General features: G+C 42.2%; 20 protein-coding genes. 8 read left to right on the top strand and 12 right to left on the bottom strand.

Annotated elements, in window-relative coordinates; all coding sequences use genetic code 11:
- Positions 1–32: 32 nt before the first annotated feature.
- The gene (alsS, locus tag MHH68_RS16460) at positions 33–1,733 is read right to left on the bottom strand and encodes an acetolactate synthase AlsS (protein WP_058013512.1); all 1,701 of its coding nucleotides are present in this window, start codon (positions 1,731–1,733) and stop codon (positions 33–35) included.
- A 150-nt stretch (positions 1,734–1,883) separates the two neighbouring features.
- Between alsS and alsR the strand changes: the two genes are divergently transcribed.
- Together alsR and MHH68_RS16450 are read left to right on the top strand one after the other, a co-directional pair.
- Positions 1,884–2,780, top strand: a complete 897-nt coding sequence (alsR, locus tag MHH68_RS16455) for an acetoin biosynthesis transcriptional regulator AlsR (protein WP_061409806.1) — start codon at positions 1,884–1,886, stop codon at positions 2,778–2,780.
- Positions 2,781–2,829: 49 nt separating this feature from the next.
- Complete coding sequence (locus tag MHH68_RS16450) at positions 2,830–3,447, top strand: flavin reductase family protein (RefSeq protein WP_081042261.1); 618 nt, start codon at positions 2,830–2,832, stop codon at positions 3,445–3,447.
- A 36-nt stretch (positions 3,448–3,483) separates the two neighbouring features.
- Here MHH68_RS16450 and rbsB read toward each other — a convergent pair whose 3' ends face one another.
- The 9 genes from rbsB to MHH68_RS16405 all read right to left on the bottom strand — a co-directional run bounded on the left by rbsB (position 3,484) and on the right by MHH68_RS16405 (position 12,935).
- Positions 3,484–4,401, bottom strand: coding sequence for a ribose ABC transporter substrate-binding protein RbsB (gene rbsB, locus MHH68_RS16445; protein WP_012011498.1), 918 nt, complete (start codon positions 4,399–4,401; stop codon positions 3,484–3,486).
- 13 nt (positions 4,402–4,414) lie between these two features.
- Positions 4,415–5,368 (bottom strand): ribose ABC transporter permease RbsC, encoded by a 954-nt coding sequence (gene rbsC / locus MHH68_RS16440; protein ID WP_058013514.1) that lies wholly within the window; start codon positions 5,366–5,368, stop codon positions 4,415–4,417.
- A 1-nt stretch (position 5,369) separates the two neighbouring features.
- Positions 5,370–6,851 carry a sugar ABC transporter ATP-binding protein gene (locus MHH68_RS16435; protein ID WP_061409804.1) on the bottom strand — a complete coding sequence of 494 codons (1,482 nt, stop codon included), beginning with the start codon at positions 6,849–6,851 and terminating at the stop codon, positions 5,370–5,372.
- Between the two features lie 15 nt (positions 6,852–6,866).
- The gene (gene rbsD / locus MHH68_RS16430) at positions 6,867–7,259 is read right to left on the bottom strand and encodes a D-ribose pyranase (RefSeq protein WP_339164177.1); all 393 of its coding nucleotides are present in this window, start codon (positions 7,257–7,259) and stop codon (positions 6,867–6,869) included.
- Positions 7,256–8,134, bottom strand: a complete 879-nt coding sequence (gene rbsK / locus MHH68_RS16425) for a ribokinase (protein ID WP_339164174.1) — start codon at positions 8,132–8,134, stop codon at positions 7,256–7,258. The genes rbsD and rbsK overlap by 4 nt, the downstream gene beginning before the upstream one ends.
- Positions 8,131–9,117 (bottom strand): LacI family DNA-binding transcriptional regulator, encoded by a 987-nt coding sequence (locus tag MHH68_RS16420; RefSeq protein WP_061409800.1) that lies wholly within the window; start codon positions 9,115–9,117, stop codon positions 8,131–8,133. The genes rbsK and MHH68_RS16420 overlap by 4 nt, the downstream gene beginning before the upstream one ends.
- Before the next feature lie 117 nt (positions 9,118–9,234).
- Positions 9,235–10,377 (bottom strand): Ger(x)C family spore germination protein, encoded by a 1,143-nt coding sequence (locus MHH68_RS16415; protein WP_268497474.1) that lies wholly within the window; start codon positions 10,375–10,377, stop codon positions 9,235–9,237.
- Positions 10,367–11,464, bottom strand: a complete 1,098-nt coding sequence (locus MHH68_RS16410) for an endospore germination permease (protein WP_268497475.1) — start codon at positions 11,462–11,464, stop codon at positions 10,367–10,369. The genes MHH68_RS16415 and MHH68_RS16410 overlap by 11 nt, the downstream gene beginning before the upstream one ends.
- Positions 11,454–12,935, bottom strand: coding sequence for a spore germination protein (locus tag MHH68_RS16405; RefSeq protein ID WP_268497477.1), 1,482 nt, complete (start codon positions 12,933–12,935; stop codon positions 11,454–11,456). Before MHH68_RS16405 ends, MHH68_RS16410 begins: the two co-directional genes overlap by 11 nt.
- A 746-nt stretch (positions 12,936–13,681) precedes the next feature.
- Between MHH68_RS16405 and pgsB the strand changes: the two genes are divergently transcribed.
- From pgsB to MHH68_RS16380, 5 genes are all read left to right on the top strand, one after another.
- Positions 13,682–14,863, top strand: a complete 1,182-nt coding sequence (pgsB, locus tag MHH68_RS16400; RefSeq protein WP_012011489.1) for a poly-gamma-glutamate synthase PgsB — start codon at positions 13,682–13,684, stop codon at positions 14,861–14,863.
- 15 nt (positions 14,864–14,878) lie between these two features.
- On the top strand, positions 14,879–15,328 hold the full coding sequence (gene pgsC, locus MHH68_RS16395; RefSeq protein ID WP_012011488.1) for a poly-gamma-glutamate biosynthesis protein PgsC: 450 nt from the start codon (positions 14,879–14,881) through the stop codon (positions 15,326–15,328).
- A gap of 18 nt (positions 15,329–15,346) precedes the next feature.
- Positions 15,347–16,513, top strand: a complete 1,167-nt coding sequence (locus MHH68_RS16390) for a CapA family protein (RefSeq protein WP_061409794.1) — start codon at positions 15,347–15,349, stop codon at positions 16,511–16,513.
- Positions 16,510–16,680 (top strand): hypothetical protein, encoded by a 171-nt coding sequence (locus MHH68_RS16385; protein ID WP_339164170.1) that lies wholly within the window; start codon positions 16,510–16,512, stop codon positions 16,678–16,680. Before MHH68_RS16390 ends, MHH68_RS16385 begins: the two co-directional genes overlap by 4 nt.
- Positions 16,681–16,786: 106 nt before the next feature.
- Entirely contained in the window at positions 16,787–18,010 is a 1,224-nt protein-coding gene (locus MHH68_RS16380) for an NlpC/P60 family protein (RefSeq protein WP_339164167.1), read from the top strand.
- A gap of 56 nt (positions 18,011–18,066) precedes the next feature.
- On the opposite strand, the gene MHH68_RS16375 is transcribed toward MHH68_RS16380, so the two are convergent.
- Together MHH68_RS16375 and MHH68_RS16370 are read right to left on the bottom strand one after the other, a co-directional pair.
- Entirely contained in the window at positions 18,067–18,948 is an 882-nt protein-coding gene (locus MHH68_RS16375) for a Cof-type HAD-IIB family hydrolase (RefSeq protein WP_339164166.1), read from the bottom strand.
- A 197-nt stretch (positions 18,949–19,145) separates the two neighbouring features.
- Positions 19,146–20,111, bottom strand: coding sequence for an LCP family protein (locus MHH68_RS16370; RefSeq protein WP_003212964.1), 966 nt, complete (start codon positions 20,109–20,111; stop codon positions 19,146–19,148).
- A 271-nt stretch (positions 20,112–20,382) separates the two neighbouring features.
- On the opposite strand from MHH68_RS16370, the gene MHH68_RS16365 reads away from it, so the two are divergent.
- Positions 20,383–21,747: a sugar porter family MFS transporter gene (locus MHH68_RS16365; RefSeq protein WP_144461686.1), complete on the top strand. Its 1,365-nt coding sequence runs from the start codon at positions 20,383–20,385 to the stop codon at positions 21,745–21,747.
- Positions 21,748–21,870: the final 123 nt, after the last annotated feature.

Here is a 21,870-nt window from a genome sequence, read left to right as displayed (position 1 = left end):
CGCTCACTCCTTTGGTGTAATGTATGGACATCTTATCTGACGTTCAATGTGTGTGTTTCACGAAAGACTTCTGGCCATTTTTGACTGGCGAGGTCTGGGTTGTCTTGATAGTCAATCGGAATATCAATAATAACGGGTCCTTCTATGTTTATACCCTTTTGTAGGACAGTTGAAAGCTCTTCAGGTGAGTTAACCCGTAATCCAGTCGCTCCAAAGCTTTCCGCATATTTCACTAAGTCGATCTGTCCGAATTCAACGCAGGATGTGCGGTCATATTTCATTTCCTGCTGAAACGCCACCATGTCGTATGTGCTGTCATTCCAAACAAGGTGAACGAGATTTGTTTTCATGCGGACGGCTGTTTCTAGCTCCATAGCAGAGAAGAGAAAACCACCATCACCAGAGACCGAAATGATCTTTTCATCTGGGTTCAGTATGGAAGCCGCAATGGCCCATGGTAAGGCGACGCCTAATGTTTGCATGCCGTTGCTCACAAGGAATGTGTTCGGCTCATAGACGCGGAAGTGACGCGACATCCAAATCGCGTGAGACCCGATATCACACGTGACCTTCGTGTCATCAGGAATCAGGCGTCTTAATGTATGAATGACATCCAGCGGGTGAGATAGATGACTTTCTCTTTCTGGTGCTTTTTCAATGTCGCTTAACAGCTCCTGCAATTCAGTGACGAATTCAATTTGTTCTTTGCATAGAGAAAGTGGAACACTGTCATGGGCTAGATGTTTAACGGTTTCAGCTATATTGCCGACAAGCTCAAGCGCCGGCTCATAAAAATGATCAATATCTGCCTGCATGTCATCGACATGGATGATCTGTCGCTGCTTCGGCTGAATATTCCAATGCTTCGGATCATATTCAATTGGATCAAAGCCGATGGTCAAAAGGACATCTGCTTGTTCAATGAGAAGATCGCCCGGCTGATTTCGGAATAAACCGATTCTGCCTACATATTGAGACTCAAGCTCTCTTGAGAGAACGCCAGCTCCTTGGTACGTTTCGACAAATGGAATTCCAAGTGTTTTCAATAATGTTCTAGTAGCCTTTGCAGCAGCTGGACGACTTGCTTTCATTCCCACAATGGCAACAGGTAAGTGTGCATTTTGAATTTTGGCGATAGCCGAGCTGATGAGAGCATCCGGTGCAGGACCTAGTTCTGGAGAAGGGTGAGCAGACACTGGTGTTTGTGTAGTGTGTTCTGTCACGACATCTTGTGGAAAGCTGATAAATGCTGCTCCAGCCTGCCCCTTTTGTGCCGCGCGAAAAGCATTTGTTAAGGCTTCGGGTATATTATGAACGTCTTGTACTTCAACACTGTATTTTGTGACTGGTTTGAATAATGCCGCATTGTCGAGTGATTGATGTGTTCGTTTCAGCCGATCTGCACGAATGACGTTTCCAGCGATTGCGACAACAGGGTCACCTTCTGTATTGGCTGTTAATAGACCTGTTGCTAAATTAGATGCGCCGGGACCTGATGTCACGAGACAAACACCTGGTTTGCCGGTTAAGCGGCCGACAGCAGCTGCCATAAAGGCGGCATTTTGTTCGTGTCTGCATAGGACAAGCTCTGGACCTCTGTCTTTTAATACATCAAATACGGCGTCAATTTTGGCACCTGGAATTGCAAAAACATGGGTCACACCTTGAGCAATCAGCGTATCAACAATCAATTCTGCTCCTCGTCTTGTTAGGGGTTGTGCTTGAGAATTCATTTACCCCGCACTCCTTTCGGCAAGTAAAATTTTTTATGAAAATATATTTTCATGATATGATTTACTATACATTTCAAAATGGAAAATTTCCAATATATGTTTAACGTGGTTTTAATATGTTTCACGAATAAGTGTGCGAGGGGTGAAAGGATGGAACTGAGACATTTGCAATACTTTGTCACAGTAGCGGAGGAGCTGCATTTTGGCAGAGCAGCCGCACGGTTGAATATGACACAGCCTCCACTTAGTCAGCAAATTAAACAGTTTGAAGAAGAATTGGGGTTTCCTTTGTTTCACCGGTCAAAGCGAGTGGTGGAGCTAACAGCTGCTGGAAAGGTCTTTTTACATGAGGTGCGAGGTGTGCTGCATCAGCTTAATAAAGCCGTTGATCATGCCCGGCATACAGCAAGAGGAGAGCTGGGGAAAATCATCATAGGGTTTGTTGGAACAGCGACGTATGATATTCTGCCGCCAGTTGTACGCGAATTCAGAGAGCTGTATCCCTCTGTCAGTATTGAGCTGAAACAGCTTTCTGTTCCACAGCAGCTAGGAGCGCTTTTAAATGGGGAGATTGATATCGGTTTTTTACATCCTACATCGCCTCATGAAGAACTGGTCAGCCGTTTGATGAAGCAAAGTGAATGTATTTTTGCGATTCCGAAAAATCATCCGCTGGCGAAAAAAGAGGCAGTCACGATCGAAGATATTCGTCATGAACCGATTATTTCTTTATCACAGGAATCATGGCCGTCCCTTTATCAACACTTTGTCCTGCTATGTGAAAAGTACGGTTTTTCTCCGAATATTGTGCAGGAGGCGGCGGAATATCAAATGGTGATTGGTCTTGTCACAGCTGGTATCGGCATTGCGGTCATTCCGAAATCAGCCCGGCGTTTATTTAATCTAGATGTTGTGTATCGGTCCATTGAGGGTGAACAGCTTTTGGCAGAATGGACGATTTCTTATAGACGAGAAAATCATAATCCTGCTTTATTTCATCTTGTCCACCATATCCTGCATCGCACCGAGCCTGAATCAGAGGCATAGAAAAAGGGGTATGGTATGATGTCGATACACCAAAAGGAGGCGTGCTGAATTGATTACGTTGCAAATGGATCAGCTTTCACGAAAAGAAGCATATAAATTATTATCGGGCTCTATTGTTCCACGACCGATTGCGTTTATTACAAGTCTGTCTAAAGACGATGTGGTCAATGCCGCACCATTTAGTTTCTTTAATGTCATTAGCGGACACCCGCCGCTCCTCGCAGTTTCTATTGGACGACGCGAAGGTCAGATGAAGGACACAGCGCAGCATATGATTGACAGGGGAGAATTTGTGGTCCATGTGAGTGATGAAACGATAATAGAAGATATCAACGAAACAGCTGCTACGCTGCCACAGGAAGAGAGTGAGCTGGATCGAACCGGTCTTCATCAAGTAAAGAGCCATGTCGTGTCAGTGCCGGGCATTCAGGAAGCACGTATTCGCTTTGAATGTCAACTTGAAAAGCATCTTACCTTTCAAAATGATGAAGGGGAGATCACGGTCGATCATATCATTGGCCGGGTTGTGTGTGCGCATTTAGATGAGGCTGTGTATGATGCGGAAAAAGGTTATGTTTCGACTCATGAACTAAAGCCAGTCGCACGTTTAGCGGGAAATGATTACGCCCATTTAGGGACGTCATTTGTGCTAAAAAGACCGGAATAATAGGAAAACCCCCGAGAGAAATCGGGGGTTTTGTGTTTATTTTTTCTGTTCTAGTTTCAGTGGAGCTGCGATGTTCTTTTCTACTTTTTTCCCTTTTAAGACGTCGCTTGCAGCGCCGACTGCCAGTTTCCCGATCAGCTCTGGCTGCTGGGCGACTGTGGCAGATAGTTTTCCTGCTTTGATCGAGTTGAGTGCATCTTCGTTTCCGTCAAAGCCAACGACGAGAATGTCTTTTCCAGAGCTTTGAATCGCTTCTAAAGCGCCAAGTGCCATTTCATCATTGTGGGCAAAAACGGCTTTGATGTCAGGGTTTCCTTGAAGGAGGTTTTCCATGACGTTCAATCCTTTTGTTCGGTCGAAGTCAGCCGCTTGTTTGGCTGTCACTTTTAGATCTTTATCTGCTATTTGATGGAATCCTTTTCCGCGCTCACGTGTAGCAGAGGCGCCTGGTACACCTTCTAATTCAGCGACTTTTGCTCCTTTACCGACCTTGTCGATGATAAAGTTGGCTGCCATTTCGCCGCCTTTGACGTTATCTGAGGCAACAAGTGCTTCTACTTTTCCGCTTTCAGCTGAACGGTCTAATGTGATGACAGGAATATCTGAAGCATTCGCTGATTCAACAGCAGTTGAGATAGCAGATGAATCAGCTGGGTTGATGAGTAATGCGTCGACCCCTTGTTGAATGAGGTCTTCTACGTCACTTGTTTGTTTCGCTGAATCATTTTGTGCATCTGCAATGACGACTTCGATGCCAAGCTTTTTCGCTTCTTTCGTCACCCCGTTTTTGAGAGAAACGAAGAATGGGTTATTTAAGGTCGAGATCGAGAGACCGATTTTGATGTCTTTTTTCTTCCCATCTTTTGTTGATTTGGCCCACTCTGGCGGTTCTAGCGAGCAGGCAGAAAGCATGAACAATGAGAGAGTCAGAATGAGAATGAGATATTTTTTCATAGCAGCTGCCTCCTTAAGCAGATTTCTTTCTGTCTAGTAGGACTGCAATCAAGATGACAATCCCTTTCACAACAGATTGATAGAATGATGATACACCAAGTAAGTTCATACCGTTGTTCAGGACACCGATGATAAGCACCCCGATCAGTGTGCCGACAATTCGTCCTCTTCCGCCAGAAAGGCTTGTCCCGCCAAGTACAACAGCAGCAATCGCATCAAGCTCATAGGATGTACCAGCTGTTGGCTGAGCTGAATTTAGCCTGGATGTTAAAATGGCACCTGCTAAAGCAGACATGAACCCAGCTAATGAATAAATCATGATTTTGACACGTGGTACTTTAATGCCTGAGATGAGGGCTGCTTTTTCATTTCCACCGATGGCATATGTTCTTCTGCCGAAAGGTGTTTTATGAAGCAAGACCCAAAGTACGATAAAGGTGAGAAGCATCGTGATCGCTGGAACAGGAATGCCTAAGAAATACCCGCGTCCGAATAACTGAAATGCATAGTTAGAACCGAGTCCTGTAATCGGGTTTCCGTCTGTATAAACAAGTGTTAACCCTCTGAAAATCGTCATCGTGGCAAGTGTTGCGATAAAAGGAGCCATTTTTCCTTTTGTGATTAAAAGACCGTTGACCATTCCAAGAATAGCGCCGATGATACAGCCAACGATAATAGCGAAAATCGGGTCCATACCAGACACGATAAATCCGGCAGTCAGCGCACTAGAAAGTGCTAAAATGGCACCGACCGACAAATCAATTCCTCCGGTTAAAATAACAAATGTCATACCAAAGGCAATGAGGGCATTAATGGAGATTTGTCTAAGTAAGTTTAAGATGTTTAATGGCTCTAAAAAGGCCGGATTTAATATAGAAACAATGGCGACAAGGATGATGAGTCCTAAGAATGGCCCAAGTTTTTGCATGATGTGATCAAATCGTCCATTTGAAGTAAGTGGTTTCATGTTACTTCCCTCCTGTAGCTAGTGTCATAATTCGTTCTTGTGTTGCGTCTGCTTTATTTAACTCTCCGCTGATGGTTCCTTCATGAATGACAAGCACTCGATCGCTCATCCCTAGAATTTCTGGGAGCTCAGAGGAGACCATTAAAATGGCAACACCTCGATCAGTCAGTTCATTCATTAACTGGTAGATTTCTCGTTTCGCTCCGACATCGACACCTCTTGTCGGTTCATCTAAAATCAAGACTTTCGGCTGGATACCGATCCATTTGGCGATGACGACTTTTTGCTGATTTCCACCAGAGAGACTTCGAGCAGAGATTTCAGAGGAAGCCGTTTTAATCGTCAATCTTTTGATGAGCAGGTCAACAAAATCCTGTTCGTTTTTCTTATCGATCAGTCCCTTTGGAGAGAAGCTTTCTAAGTTTGGCAGACCAATGTTTTCTCGAATGGATGCATCCAGCATGAGTCCTTCATCTTTGCGATCCTCTGTAATAAAACCGATGCCAAGCTTAACGGCATCACTTGGTTTTTTAATGACAGCTTTTTTTCCATGAACCCAGATTTCCCCTTGATCAAGAGGATCAAGACCAAACAGCGACCGCATCATTTCAGTCCTGCCAGCGCCCATTAAGCCTGCAACACCGACGATTTCTCCAGCTTTAACGGAGAAGCTGATATCTTGAAATTGTCCTTTTCTTGTCGCTTGCTTCACCTCAAGGATCGTATCTCCTAGAGAAGGCGTTCTCTCAGGGTATCGATCTGTTAATTCGCGGCCGACCATTTTTTTGACGACCTCATGGAAATTCGTTTCAGGTATGGCTTTCGTATCGACCGTTTTCCCATCGCGCATGATTGTAATCCGATCACAGATCGCAAAGATTTCCTCCATACGGTGAGAAATATACACGATAGATACGCCTTCTTTTTTGAGAGATTCAATGACCTGAAAGAGCTTTTCAATCTCACGGTCTGTAAGAGCTGCCGTTGGTTCATCCATGATGATGACCTTCGCATCCGTCATTAATGCCTTTGCAATCTCAATCATTTGCTTTTGTCCAACAGAACAGCTGCCTGCCTCTTGATCAAGCGAGAGGTTCACAGACAATCGGTCCAGCTGGCTTTGGGCAAGAACCTTCATTTTCTTTGTGTCTAGCAATCCAAACTTCGTATAGATTTCTTTCCCGATGAATAGGTTTTCCAAGACGGTCATATCCGGCCATATGTTGAGCTCTTGATGAATAAAGGCGATACCGTGTTGTTCCGCTTCCTTCGGATTTTTGAAAGCGGTTTCTTTCCCGTCGATAAGAATCGTTCCCTGGTCTAATGAATAAAGACCTGTGAGCAGGTTCATTAAAGTTGATTTTCCTGCGCCATTTTCACCCATGAGCGCGTGAACCTCACCTGTGACGAGGTCAAAGGAGACCCCGGAAAGAACGGTGTTTTTTCCAAAGGCCTTATGGATGTTATGCATCTCAATGTTCATATCTGGCTCCTCCTTTTAAAAGATGACACCGGCATGAAGAATGCAGTTTGCGTATGGGATGGCTTCACCCGTGCGAATGACTGCTTTTGCCTGTTTGGTCATGTCTTTGAACGTCTCGTGGTCTACATCATGTAATGATTTTGGGAACGCTTTCTTTAGAAATAGATGATCTCGCTCATTGGCTTCTTTGATTTCACTAGCCACAGTAATATGTTCAACCGCCATTTCTTGAAGAAGGAGGGAGGTGACCTCCTGAAAGGACGGTGTGCCGATCGATAATGCCAGGTCGATTTTGACTGGACCTTCTGGAATAGGCAGGCCGCAGTCTGCGATGACGATTGTATCTGTATGACCAAGGTCAGCAAGTACCTTGGCGATATGACTGTTTAAGATGCCGTTTTTTTTCATTTCTTTCTCTCCAGTTCTTCTCTTGTTGGCATGCCGCCTTGTGCGCCAAACTTTGTAACAGAGATAGATGCGGCTAAGTTGGCAAAGGCAAGTGCGTCGTATAGGGATTTTCCTTCTGTTAGTGCTACAGCTAGAGCACCGTTAAAAGTATCACCAGCGCCTGTAGTGTCGACGGCTTTCACAGGGTAGCCCGGCACCAACACTTCTTTTATTCCGTCAAAGTAACGAACACCATTTTTTCCTTCTGTAATGAGTAACTTGTTTGGATATTGGCGCAAAGCTTCTGCTATGGTGAGTCCATCAAACATAAGAGCTGCTTCGTGTTCGTTTGGAGTAATATAGGCAGCTTGATCTAATATTTGCTGAGAAACTTGACGAGCTGGTGCGGGATTTAAGATGACTGGAATCCCTTTCTCGCTGCAAATGGTGCAGACGGCTTCGACTGTTTCTTCAGGAATTTCTTGCTGAATGAGGACCATTCCAATATCTTCAATAGAAGAAAGAGCATCTGTTACATAGTGAGGTGTCACCTCATTGTTTGCCCCTTTGACCACAACAATGCTGTTATCACCTTCTGCTAAAATGATATGAGCCGTTCCGCTTTCCATTTCGGTAACCGGTTTCATATATGAGGTGCAGACCCCTTGACCTTGCAGATTGCTGAGAATATCTTGACCATAAGCGTCATCACCGACCCGGCCGACCATGTATACATCAGCACCGAGTCTGGCACTGGCGACTGCTTGATTGGCGCCTTTTCCGCCTGGTACGGTTTTAAATGATTCGCCTAATACTGTTTCACCGGCATTTGGTCGTTTGTTCGAAGTGACGACTAAATCCATAGAACAGCTTCCTACTACAACAATATGACTCATTGTGAATCCACCTTTCTTGTGGTCTCTCGTTCAATAAAAGAGACGGGCATTTGGATAACTGGTTGATCTATAGGCTGTTTCTGAATCGCTTTGATTAACAGCTGTGCCGCTTCTTTTCCCATCTCATAGGCTGGCTGCCTAATTGTCGATAGGGAAGGGAAGAGCAGCTCGCTTTGCGGAATATCGTCAAACCCAATGATTTGAACATCCTCTGGAACGGCTTTTCCAATCCGAAGTGCTTCGTGTATGACCGCTGTTGCGACAATGTCATTACTCGCAATGATGCCATCTGTTTCAGGGTACAGCTGGAATAGAGCCTTGGCACTTTTACGGGCTTCTTGAAAAGAAAACGAAGCGTTAGACATCACATGGAAGTCGACGCCTTTTTCGGTTAGTACATCGAGTGCACCCTTGAATCGCTGCCGCGCTGTTTGAAGGTGGGCAGGTCCTTTCAGCAGTGTGATCTGCCGGCTGCCGCGCCTGATTAATTCCATTGCGGCCATTTTCCCGCCAGCTGCAGCATCTGCAGATACAGAAGGTGCATGTGGAACGGTTCGATCTAAGAACACAACCGGCAATTCATCATCATTGTATATATCTGATTCGGGTTCGTTTGTGACAGCGATGACACCGACCACTTGATTTTGTTTAAAGGTTTGTAAATAAGCCAATTCCTTTTCTCGATCTTCATCACTGTTTCCGAATAACAACCGAAAACCTTGCGCATGAATCTCATCCTCTACGCCTCTAGCAAGCTGAGGAAAGAAGGGATTTGTGATATCAGGCAAGATCAAACCGATTAAGCGGGATTCTCTTTTGAAAAGGGATCTAGCCACTTCATTGGGAAAGTAGTTCAGCTCCTGCATCGCTTGTGTCACGCGGGTTTTCGTATCTGAATGGACATATCCAGTATCGTTCAGTACGCGAGACACAGTGGCAACAGACACTTGTGCAGCTTTTGCAACATCTTTAATTGTAGCCAATGGAGTGCCTCCCTTCGTGAATGTGTAACCGTTTACACAAATAGATTATCATGAAAGCTTTTAAATGACAATCTTAAAAAAATAAAAAAAGAAAAGAAAGATGACTTCTTCCTTTTCTTAACTAATAATCCCTGTTTGTGTAATATTGACTTTGACTTTTGGGATGATTTTTACATTTGGATATTCGGTAACCCAATTCATTTTCATATATTCATCATAGTGTTTTACCCGATATTTTCTCCCTAGGCTGAGTACATCAGAGTTAGCTTCTTGCAGAACAGATACCACTTTTTCTGCTTCTTTTGTAAAAATTTCAGAAAGCCTTTTGTTGAGCATTTCAATTTTTTTATCTGTGTCTAGATTATCTTTCGGGTATTCAAGGACAGAGGTCGTAAATTCATACTCAAGAGAAAAGGTTAAGTTTCGATGGTCAGGATTGACAATGTTGATGTCTCTATTTGAATCTGTCACTTGAATGGTGATGTAATTGTTCTCCTTTGATTTCATATCACTTCTTACTTTTTTAGTGAAGTTTGCATAATTGCCCATTTTCTCGTCCATGACAGTGAGAAGAATGGCATCTTGTCCGTACAGCTCACCTTTCTTTTTCTCATTATCAAATAAGGCGACGCCTTTTACACTCGTTAGTTTTTTCTCTTGATCATAGTGAAGTAACGGCAGTGTGAAATCCTCTCCAGTTTGCAGCATTTTGGAACGAATGCTTTGAATGTTTTTCGGTGCTACTTGGGAGGACCGAGATGCAGTGGTGATGAGGTTGTTTAAATAATCGCTCACAATGAGCTTCTCCTTGAGGAGCTGATTGATTAATTCCACACAGCTTCCCCCTTGTACCACTGCAAGATTTGCGAGCAAAGGACTTTTTGGATCTCGATAAAACATATCTAAGTAAGGAAGAATCTGATTTTGAGCAAATTCATCACCAATGAGCATGACCCGCATTTTTGACATATCAATTTTTTGATCGACAATTCGGCTGAAGTTGGTTCTTGCTTTTCTTAATGTAGGGGCTTCCGTTGTGAGAACAGTGGTTAAATAGCTGCCTGAATTTCCTTGCTCCATGCTTTGAGACTGCTGGACTTTACGATAGGTGATAGAGAATTTCGCATTGTCGACCTCACCTTGATCAACCGCAGACGTTAACACAAGAGAGATGTTTTTTAATAAGTTTTGATCCCAGCAGCCAGGCATGAATATGAGAGACACACACATGAGGAGCGTCAGCAAAAACTTATGACGCATGTGATTTCACCTTCCCTTTGCGATGTTTGATAAAGATGATGATGGCCATAATGATCGGAAGTGTGTAAATTACTGAGATCTGTGCAATGGTCGTAAATTCGTTAAAGCGCTGTATTCTAAAGTTATCGTTTGCGAGGAAACAGCAAGCCGCGTAAATAAAAATAGCAAAATAATAGACATATTTTTTATGATCTTTTTTCTTAAGAAGGCTCGCTAGGCCATTGGCACAGAAGTAAAGGTAATTGCTGAGTGTGGCAAGAATAACAAACACCCAGAAACTAAGAAAAATTAAATCTGTTCGTTCAATTATTCCGAATGTAATGGTCTTTAATAGATAAAGCACAGGATTTGGAATAATATCAAGCTCAATCGGGCTGAAGAACATAAAACAAATCAATGTAATAAATAGGTAGAAAAGTGTCGTGCATATATTTGAAATGGTCATGACTTTATACCGTTCTTTGATGGTGCCTTTCATGAAAGGAGAGATGATGAGAATCATCTCAAAGCCGTTCATTGAGAGTACCACATCTTTCAATCCAAGCTGAAACTGAGACAGGTCCGTCTGGAAGAAAGGCATGAGGTAGTCAATATTGGTTCCTTTTAATGAATAGAACATGAGTAAAGACAGCATGAGCAAAAAGGGAGTCAAGATAAAGTTAAATCTGACGATCGCTGTGATTTTTTCTTTTGCAATATAGATAATAGAGATCATCAGCAATAAATTAATGACCCAGTTTGGCGTAAGTGGCAGTACCCATATTCCGAGTATTCTTGTGAAAATCGACAGAACCACAATACAGACCGAGGCAAAATATATAGTATACAGCCCGATCAAAATTCGTCCTATCCATTTCCCATAGACTTTGGTTAATGCTTGGAAGAACGATATGTCAGGATATTTCTGAATGATGTAAATGAATATGGTATTGATGATTTGAATAAATACGCCGGCTAAGATGATGGCCATCCACCCATCGTGCCCCATATCCTTCATCAGCAGATGAGGAAGCCCTAAAATCCCTACACCAATTTGAGATTGAATGAGAAAAAAGACCGCTTGAGATGGAGATATTTTATTTTTCATTTTTCTTTTCCCATCCTCTCAATTGTTCAATTTGTTTTTTCCTTTGCGGATTTAAATAAACAGGACGCTGTTTGTACATCCACATAGGTAGTCGAATGACGGTGTCCTTTAAATCCTGCCAGTTAAAAGGTGTAACAGGTGATAAGTACGGTACACCTAATGATTCTAGGCGGCATAAATTCATGAGGACGATGGCAAGGCCAAATGAAATGCCGATAAATCCAAACATTGAAGCCATGAACATGAGCGGAAAACGCAGCATCCTGATGGTAGACGTCATTTCAAATGAAGGGAGGACAAAGGAAGCAACGGCAGTCACGGCAACGACAACGATAAGGACATTCGAGATGAGTCCTGCTTGTACTACCGCATCCCCAATGACCAAACCGCCTACGATCCCAATGGTCTGCCCGATGGGTTTTGGCAGACGCACCCCAGCTTCCCGTATGAGTTCAATGGTAATTTCCATCAGCATGGCTTCTATTAAAGGAGGGAAGGGAATCCCAATAATAGAGTTCTTCATCGTAATAGCGAGTTCATCAGGAACCACCTCATAATGAAACCCAATCACGGCGATATAAAAAGATGGCAGTATGACTGCGATGATACAGGAGAGATAACGCAAAACACGGATAAATGTAGCTGGAATCCAGCGGCTATTATAATCATCTGGCGACTGAAAAAAACTAAAGAATGTGATAGGAAGAATAATGGCCATCGGACTGCCATCCATCAATACAACAATTCTGCCTTCAAGGATGGCAGATCTGACTTTGTCAGGACGTTCTGTATCAATCAGCTGCGGAAAAATAGAAAATGAATCATCCTCAATTGCTTCAACGATAGACCCAGGGCTGAGCAGTGTGTCTACTTTAATAGAAGAAATACGTCTGTTCACTTCTTCTACCTTTTCTGGATTGGCAATATCAGAAATATAAATTGTAGCAAGCTTTGTTTCTGATTTTGTACCGACCTTATGGTACTGAATGGCGAGCTTCCGATCATTTAAGTGAGAACGCAGCAAATATAAATTCGTATCTAAGCTTTCCACAAATCCATCATGAGCACCCGCGATGATGCTTTCTGAAGAAGGCTCAGAAATAGAGCGCAGCGGAGGCTGCCCAACGGTAAATAATTTGATCTGTGAGGCATTTTCTTCAAGAAAGGCAATGCTTCCTGCAATGATACTGTCTGTAATCAGTGTCAAGTCACCAGTTTCGAGTGTGCTAAGAGACTTTGTATAATCCTGCTTTCCAGGAGGGCCTAACAAGTTCCCGATAATGAAATTATTTAATTTACCTTCATCTACCCTTGTTTTAACAAAAAACAAGACAGATTTCGTTTCATTCACCATTAACTCCCGGTATTCAAAATCCCCGCTTTGCTGAAATGTCTTTTTTAGAATCCGGATTTTTTCCTCGAAGCTGCCTGATAAAAAATGCAAGCGTGTTTGCTCATTGGCGTTTGGCATCTTTAGCCTCCTCTCACAGTTTTTTAACCATAGTGTGAGCGGACAGGCTTATTTTATTCGTCACCTTAGTTGAAAGCATGACATAAGATGACAACTTTCAACTAAAATCATATTAAAAATGTTAAGAAATGATGAATCTTGATAAAAACAAATGAATAATGTTTCATTGTTTAGGTCATAAGGATCGAATATCGTAATGAGAAGGCATTTCGAAATGATCAATAGTTTACATTTTATCCCAATTTTTCGTGACCTGAAAATAAGCATATGACTTGATTTTTTTAGAGATGACCTTTGTCATAGGTCAACACGTAGCATTCTGAGCGATGAGGATGACTTTCTAACCTGTTCCTTCAAAAATCGAAAACATTCCAAAACACGCACTATTCATTTAAAGCGCTGATATGACTGATGTTATAGAGTTTGAAAGGCTTTAAAACATTGATTCAAAATACATCTTAATAATTGTCAAAAAATTTAGGGAGAAAAGGACAAAAGATTTTTCGATGCTTGATGGTAACGCTTACTCTTGATTGAAGGCGAAATTCAGGCTGATTTTTGTCCGTCTTTTGGCCTTTTCATTTAAAGAGGAGCTAGGTCAATACACCTTCTGATTAGAGGAATTTGGCATACGAGGAAGTGAAAGATTATGTTACATAATACCGATTGTGATTTTATGCTGAACCTATATACTGATGATTGAATTTACATATCACACTCATAAAAAAAGGAGATGTAGATAAGCGATGTGGTTAATCGTTATAGCCTGTGTCATCATGTTAGGGATTGGCTTTATTGAAAAGAAGCGTCACCAGAAAAATATCGATGCCCTACCGGTGCGCGTCAATATTAATGGTATTCGCGGAAAGTCTACCGTTACAAGATTGACAACCGGTATCTTAATGGAGGCAGGTTATAAAACTGTCGGCAAAACAACGGGAACAGATGCAAGAATGATTTATTGGGATACGCCAGAGGAGAAACCGATTAAAAGGAAACCGCAAGGACCGAATATCGGTGAGCAGAAGGAAGTTATGAGAGAAACCGTTGAAAGAGGAGCAAATGCCATCGTCAGTGAATGTATGGCGGTAAATCCAGATTACCAAATAATCTTTCAAGAAGAGCTGCTTCAAGCGAATATTGGCGTGATCGTAAACGTTCTTGAAGATCATATGGACGTCATGGGGCCGACACTTGATGAAATAGCAGAAGCCTTTACAGCGACAATTCCTTACAATGGACACTTGGTTATTACGGATAGTGAATATACGGATTTCTTTAAAGAGATTGCGAAAAAACGCAATACAGAAGTCATTGTTGCAGATAATTCCAAGATTTCTGATGAGTATTTACGGAAATTTGAGTACATGGTCTTCCCAGATAATGCCTCACTTGCACTTGGTGTTGCACAGGCATTGGGAATTGATGAAGATACGGCATTCCGAGGAATGTTAAATGCGCCGCCTGATCCAGGAGCGATGAGAATTCTTCCATTAATGGATGCGAAAACGCCTGGACACTTTGTAAATGGTTTTGCGGCAAATGACGCATCATCTACATTGAACATTTGGAAGCGTGTAAAAGAAATTGGATATCCAACAGATGAACCGATTATTATCATGAACTGCCGTGCGGATCGTGTAGATCGAACGATCCAGTTTGCGGAGGATGTACTTCCTTATATTGAAGCAAGTGATCTCGTCTTAATTGGTGAAACAACAGATCCAATTGTAAAAGCATATGAGGATGGAAAAATCCCGGCTGACCACTTACACAACCTTGAATATCAATCTACAGAAGAAATTATGAACATGCTTGAGAAAAAGCTTCATAATCGAGTGGTTTATGGAGTCGGCAATATTCATGGTGCCGCTGAACCGTTAATCGAAAAAATTCAAGAATACAAAATTAAGCAGCTTGTCAGCTAGGAGGAAATATAGAAAATGTTCGGATCAGATCTTTATATCTCGTTAATTTTAGGTGTTCTACTTAGTTTAATCTTTGCAGAAAAAACAGGAATCGTACCAGCTGGACTTGTTGTACCAGGTTATCTAGCGCTTGTATTTAACCAGCCAGTTTTCATTTTAGTTGTCTTATCTGTCAGTTTGCTTACGTATGTCATCGTTCGCTTTGGTCTTTCGAAATTTATGATTTTATACGGACGCAGAAAGTTTGCTGCGATGCTGATTACAGGGATTGCCTTAAAGCTGGTCTTTGATTTCTTCTATCCAGTGGTCCCATTTGAAATAGCAGAATTCCGCGGAATCGGTATTATCGTTCCTGGATTGATTGCAAATACGATTCAAAAGCAAGGTCTTACAATTACCCTTGGAAGCACATTACTTCTAAGTGGTGCAACATTTGCCATCATGTATGTTTACTATCTATTTTAAGATAAGGTGTGTCCAATGATGAATAAAAAATTGAGCTTTCAGGAAAAGCTGCTGAAAATCACAAAGAGCCAAAAGAAAAAAACGAATAAACACGTGCTGATTGCTTTACCGATCGTCATTGCTTGTACATTTCTATTTACGTTTATCGGGCAAGCAAAAGTGCCAACTGTACAAAAGAACCCAGAAAACATCCTGACCGCTTCGTTTGTCGGTGACATTATGTTTGGAAGAAACGTAGAGAAAGTAACAGACCGTTATGGAAAACAGCATCTCTTCCGCTATGCCAAACCATACTTTGATGTGTCAGATTATGTGACTGGTAACTTTGAGCATCCAGTCGCATCAGATCAAGAACAAGCGGCGCAAAAGAATATTCATTTAAAAACAGATGAGGATTCTGTCAAAGCGTTGAAAGATTTGAATTTCTCTGTATTAAACTTTGCGAATAACCATGCGGCTGACTATGGTGAAAAAGGGCTAAACAAAACGATTGATGCCTTTGATCAAGCTGGCATGGATTATACAGGCGCAGGCCGTAACCTTCAGGATGCGAAGCAGAACATTTCGTATAAAGAAGTAAATGGTGTCAAAATCGCTACACTTGGTTTTACTGATGTGTATGGGAAAGATTTTAAAGCAACGAATCGCCAGGCAGGTATCTTGCCAGCCGATCCATCTATCTTTATTCCGATGATTTCGCAGGCTGCTGAAAAGGCAGATATCGTCGTTGTTCATGCTCACTGGGGACAGGAGTACAACAATGAGGTAAACGATAGACAAAGAGAATTGGCAAGAGCGATGTCAAAGGCTGGTGCTGATGTCATTATCGGTGCTCATCCGCACGTTCTTGAGCCAATGGAAGTCTATAACGGCACGGCGATCTTCTATAGCTTAGGAAACTTTATTTTTGACCAAGGCTGGTCAAGAACACGTGATTCTGCACTTGTTCAGTATCATCTGAATGAAGATGGAAAAGCGACATTTGAAGTTGTCCCAATGTACATCAAAGAAGCAACACCTGCTCCGGTTAAAGCAGGATCATTTGAATCAAAATCCATTATCCGTATGCTGACAAATGGTACGAATGCGGATTGGAAAGAAAAAGACGGACACATTTTCTTTGAAGTAGATCACGCTGATAAAGTTAAACACTTAAAAGAAAACGGAGGGAAAGAGAAGAAATGAAAATTCTAAAAGCAAGCTGGCCGTTTGTTGCGTTAGTTTTAGTCTTTGTCTTTATGTCTGCTTTTAAATTTAGTGACAGCCTCACAGATCATGAAAAACAAAAGATCTCGGTTGAAATGCAGAAAATTGAACAACAAAAACAGTCAAAAACGGAAGCAAGTAAATAACTCTAACGAGCATAGAGAGCACGCATTGCGTGCTCTTTTTTGTCGAAAAAAGGTGTAAAATGTTAGGTGTCATGCCGAAACTATAGAAGAAAGGAGGGGAAAGATCATGAAATGGAAAGAAATATTGATTGGTGGATGCGCGCTCGCAGGGCTGATGTTCATGGCTCAATCAGAAGTATCTGCTCAAACAGTGTCTTCTTTGCAGCAAGCGGAAAAGTTGATTGGAACACCTTATCATAAAGGAGGAACCGATCCAAAAACGGGCTTTGACGCATCAGGGTTTACGCAATATGTGTACAAGACATCAGGCGCATTTGATTTGCCGCGGAAGGTGATTGACCAGTATCAGATTGGAAAAAAGGTATCATGGGATAAAGCCCAGCCTGGTGACCTTGTATATTTTCGCAGCCTTGAAGAAACAAAGGATATCCCGACACATGTAGCGTTGTACGCTGGTAACGATCAGGTCATCCACATCACGCTTAGTCAAGGTGTAGTGAAAACAGACGTCAGCAAAAGCAAGTACTGGACGAACCGATTTTATGCAGTCAAACGACTGCCCGGCACACCGGAAATCTCGGATGATCGTCTTGTGCAAGATGCGATGAAATATTTAGGTATTCCTTATGTATTTGGTGCAGCAGACCCTAAGATTGGCTTTGATTGTTCAGGCTTTTTACAATATATATTTGAAAAATCAATAGGGATTTATTTGCCTCGAAGTGCTGAACAGCAGTGGATGGTTGGAGAAAAAGTGGCATTAGATGATATACGTCCTGGGGATTTTGTCTTTTTTAGCAACACATATAAGCCAGGTATTTCTCATGTAGGGATGTATATTGGGGGCGACCGTTTTATTCATGCGAGCCGTTCGGAAAGTGTGACGATTTCTTATTTGTCTGAGTCGTATTGGCGCGAAAAATGGACAGGTGCGAAACGATTAACGGAGCTGAAATTAGCAAAAGAAGACCCGATTGTCTCAAAAGCTGCTACGTATATTGGTGAAGTTCCTTATGTTAAAGGTGGGACGAATCCAAAGCAAGGCTTTGACACAGCAGGGTTCACACAGTATGTGTATCGTGAAGTGCTTGGTATGGAGCTGCCTCGTTATGCGTCAGGTCAAGTCAAGGCAGGTACGCCTGTGAAACGGTCGGAGCTGAAGCCGGGAGATCTCGTTTTCTTTAGAGGGGCGTCATTGATGCCGGCGATTTATGCAGGGTCAAATCAAGTCATTCATGTGACCGTCTCAAATGGTGTCGTGCTTACGAATATGAAAACAAGTACGTATTGGAAGGATAAGTATGAGACGGCAGTTCGAATTAAAAAATAAAGAAAAAGCCCGATCAATGCTCGCATCGGACTTTTAGACTTCTCTCTAGGCGCTGATCACACAAGCGTCTTTTTTTCATGGAATTGATTTTGTAAAAGCAAATCAATAAAGTAAGCAACACCGTCTTCATGATTGCCTTTTGTCATATAAGTGCTCTTTTCTTTAATGACATCGACTGCATTTCCCATAGCAATGCGGTGGCCTGCTTCCTCAAACATGGATAGATCGTTGGGGCTGTCACCGATCGCATAAATATGTGAGCGGTCTACGCCATAATGAGCTGCGAGTTTTTTGAGAGCATGTCCTTTCCCAGACTCTTTTGGAAGTACCTCAATGATATGTTTTCCAGAAGAGGTCAATGAAAGCTCAGGCATTTCCGCGAGGAGGTCTCGTGCTTCCTGTAGTTTGTTCATATCAAATGAGAAGCAGAGTAATTTATAGGTTGCTTCATTCGACTCAAAAATCTGGCGGATATCATCCACTGGTTTGATGCCAAATTGTTTGAATTGAGTCATTGCCCCTTCCCATAAATCAGCTATATCCTCATTTGGATTCGCACTTTTGATCACATCAAATTCTGCTTTCAGCTTCTCTTTTCCATCAAAAGGAGAGAGGAGCGCATCGTCCGTGTAGACCTCAAAATAAATGTTTCGTTCTACTAATGCCCTAGCCGCTTGTTTTCCTGCTTCTTGGTCGAGTGTGATGCGGCTGAAAAGTTTGTAGCCTTCAGTATGAACGGTTCCGCCGTTTGCTGCAATAATAGGAATGTCCAAATCGCCAAGCAGTTCCTTCACATCAAAAGTCGCCCGCCCTGTACAGATGGTGACAATATATCCCGCTTCCTTCGCACGAATCAATGCTTCCCGGTTTTGAGCAGATATTTCACTTTTTGTATTTAAAAGTGTACCGTCTAAATCAATCGCAATCATTTTTTTCATCGCTGTCAAATCCTCCTTCATGCATGCAATCGCCTCTTCAAAGTATGTACGATTTCCTTCATTCTCATGAGCAATACGATGCTTGATCCTCTCTACAAGGCTAAACAAAAATGAACGAATGATCAAGGAAATAAGCCAAAGGGGAAAAATCTGCATCATTGTCAATAAGAAAAAGCGCCCCTAGGGACGCTTTCTGTTTATGATAATTCAAGCTGCTTTTTCAATTCAGTCTTCACTTCGTTTAGCTGGTTTTGATCTAATTGGTAATAATAAACTCCGTTTGGCTGGTAATCAGAGCCTTTCAGCTGGATGGTATCTACCGATTTCAATGACGTCAGAAGCGGGAAAAGCCCGACTAGCTCTTTCATTGAAAGGTTGGTCGCGACATTATCACCAAGTGTATCAATGATATTGTCATATGACGGAATAGATGTTAACGATTTTGATTTATCAAAAATGGCTTTTAATACTTCCATTTGACGCTGTCCGCGCATTAAATCACTATCTGCTTTTCTTGTTCTCACATATGCGAGTGCTTGATCACCGTCTAGCGTATGAGTACCTGTTTGAAGCTGTACCTTGCCCTTTGTATCTTTTAGAACCTGTTTAACCACATATTCATCCTTGACGTTAATAGAGACCCCGTTTAGTTCATTGACGATCTCTTTAAATGCTTTGAAATTACTTTGGATCACAAAATCAACCGGAATATCTAGTAAATCTTCGACTGTACTTAAGGTTAAATCTGCACCGCCAAATGCGTGTGCATGTGTAATTTTGTCATAGCCATGCCCTGGAATATTCACGTATGAGTCCCTTGGAATGCTTAATAATTTCACGGTTTTATTTGTACGATTGACGGTTGCTAAGACCATCGCATCGCTTCGTGCTTGTTTCACTGTTTCACCCGGTCTGCTGTCAATGCCAAGCAGCAAGACAGAAAAGCTGTCTTTCCCAGGATCAAAAGCTTCAATCCGTTTGACAGATTGTGCGCCGCGATCTAAAGATACTTGTGCTTTTTTTGCAGCGCTTGTCACTTTATAGTAGGCATAGCCTGTGACAGAAGCGGTTGTCAGTAAAAGAATACCGACTATAAATAGAGTGACTTTCACCCATGGTTTTAAACGCTTTTTTCCTTTGCGTTTGCTTCTTGATTGATCCATATATTTTAAACCCTCGCTATGATTTTTATAGTAAAGATGTCCTTCTTTTTGCTTACAAACTAAAACAAATATACCTTAAAACGGGATATAGTGCGACATTTTTTTCACTAACGCTTAATTGACGTTTTCTTATCGTAAAAAGTTTCAATGATACGCAAATGAAATATATTTGTCATAAAACATCGAAATGTTTGAAGTGACAGAAAGTGAGGAAAATGATTTTCCATAGAGAAACATCCAGTACATACAGAACAAAAGAGGGGTTATGAACATGAAAAATCGGAATGGCTGGCTTTATTTCTTCGGCGCACTTGGCGGCGCCTTATATGGCTATGATACAGGTGTCATTTCTGGCGCCATCTTATTTATGAAAGAGGATTTAGGGTTAAACGCATTTACAGAGGGACTTGTTGTCAGCTCGATTCTAATCGGAGCGATGCTCGGTTCCTCTTTATCTGGAAAGCTGACAGATCAATTTGGGCGGAAAAAAGCCATCATCGCCGCAGCGATTTTGTTTATTATCGGCGGATTTGGTACAGCTCTTGCCCCGAATACGGAAGTGATGGTCTTATTCCGAATTGTGCTAGGGCTTGCTGTCGGGTGCTCGACAACGATTGTTCCATTATATCTATCTGAACTTGCTCCAAAGGAATCGCGAGGAGCACTGTCCTCTTTAAACCAACTCATGATCACATTTGGTATTCTACTCGCCTATATTGTGAATTACGCTTTAGCAGATGCAGAAGCATGGCGCCTCATGCTTGGAATTGCGGTTGTTCCTTCTGTGCTTTTATTATGTGGGATTCTATTTATGCCGGAAAGCCCCCGCTGGCTGTTTGTCCATGGACAGGCAGACCGTGCAAAAGAGATATTATCTAAACTGAGAAAGAGTAAGCAAGAAGTGGAAGAAGAAATTTCTGATATTCAGCAGGCGGAAAGTGAAGAAAAAGGCGGTTTTAAGGAATTATTTGAGCCATGGGTACGCCCAGCATTAATCGCTGGGGTCGGTCTTGCCTTTTTGCAGCAGTTTATCGGTACCAATACGATTATTTACTATGCACCAAAAACATTCACAAGCGTTGGCTTTGGTAATTCAGCGGCCATTTTAGGAACCGTTGGAATTGGGGCAGTGAATGTCGTCATGACGTTTGTGGCGATTAAAATCATTGACCGTGTAGGGCGTAAAGCGCTGCTCTTATTTGGGAATGCTGGCATGGTCTTAAGCTTAATTGTCCTGTCAGTGGTCAATCGATTTTTCGAGGGGTCAACAGCTGCAGGATGGACGACTATTATTTGTTTAGGGCTCTTTATCGTCATCTTTGCTGTCAGCTGGGGTCCTGTCGTTTGGGTCATGCTTCCTGAGCTGTTTCCGGTACATGTCCGAGGAATTGGTACAGGTGTCTCTACCTTCCTCCTTCATACAGGAAATTTAATCATCTCGCTTACATTCCCAACTTTACTAAGCGCGATGGGTATCAGTAATCTTTTCCTTATTTACGCGGTCATCGGCGTAGGCGCCTTCTTGTTTGTGAAATATATGGTGACTGAAACGAAAGGGAAAAGTCTTGAAGAAATTGAAGAAGATTTAAAAAAGAGAAACCGTGCCGTCGCAGGTGACGAAGGAAAAACGGTGTGAACAATGACCAGCTGCCCGTATGCAGCTGGTTTTTCTTTGTTAAACAAACGTTTAATCAAGAAAGGACAATCTCTCATCTTCTGAACGTGCTGCATACGACATACATATGGAACAGGCGGGCGA

Source organism: Bacillus sp. FSL K6-2841 (assembly GCF_037976435.1).
GTDB classification, from domain to species: Bacteria; Bacillota; Bacilli; order Bacillales; family Bacillaceae; genus Bacillus; species Bacillus pumilus.
This window is presented reverse-complemented; position numbering and strand designations above follow the sequence as displayed.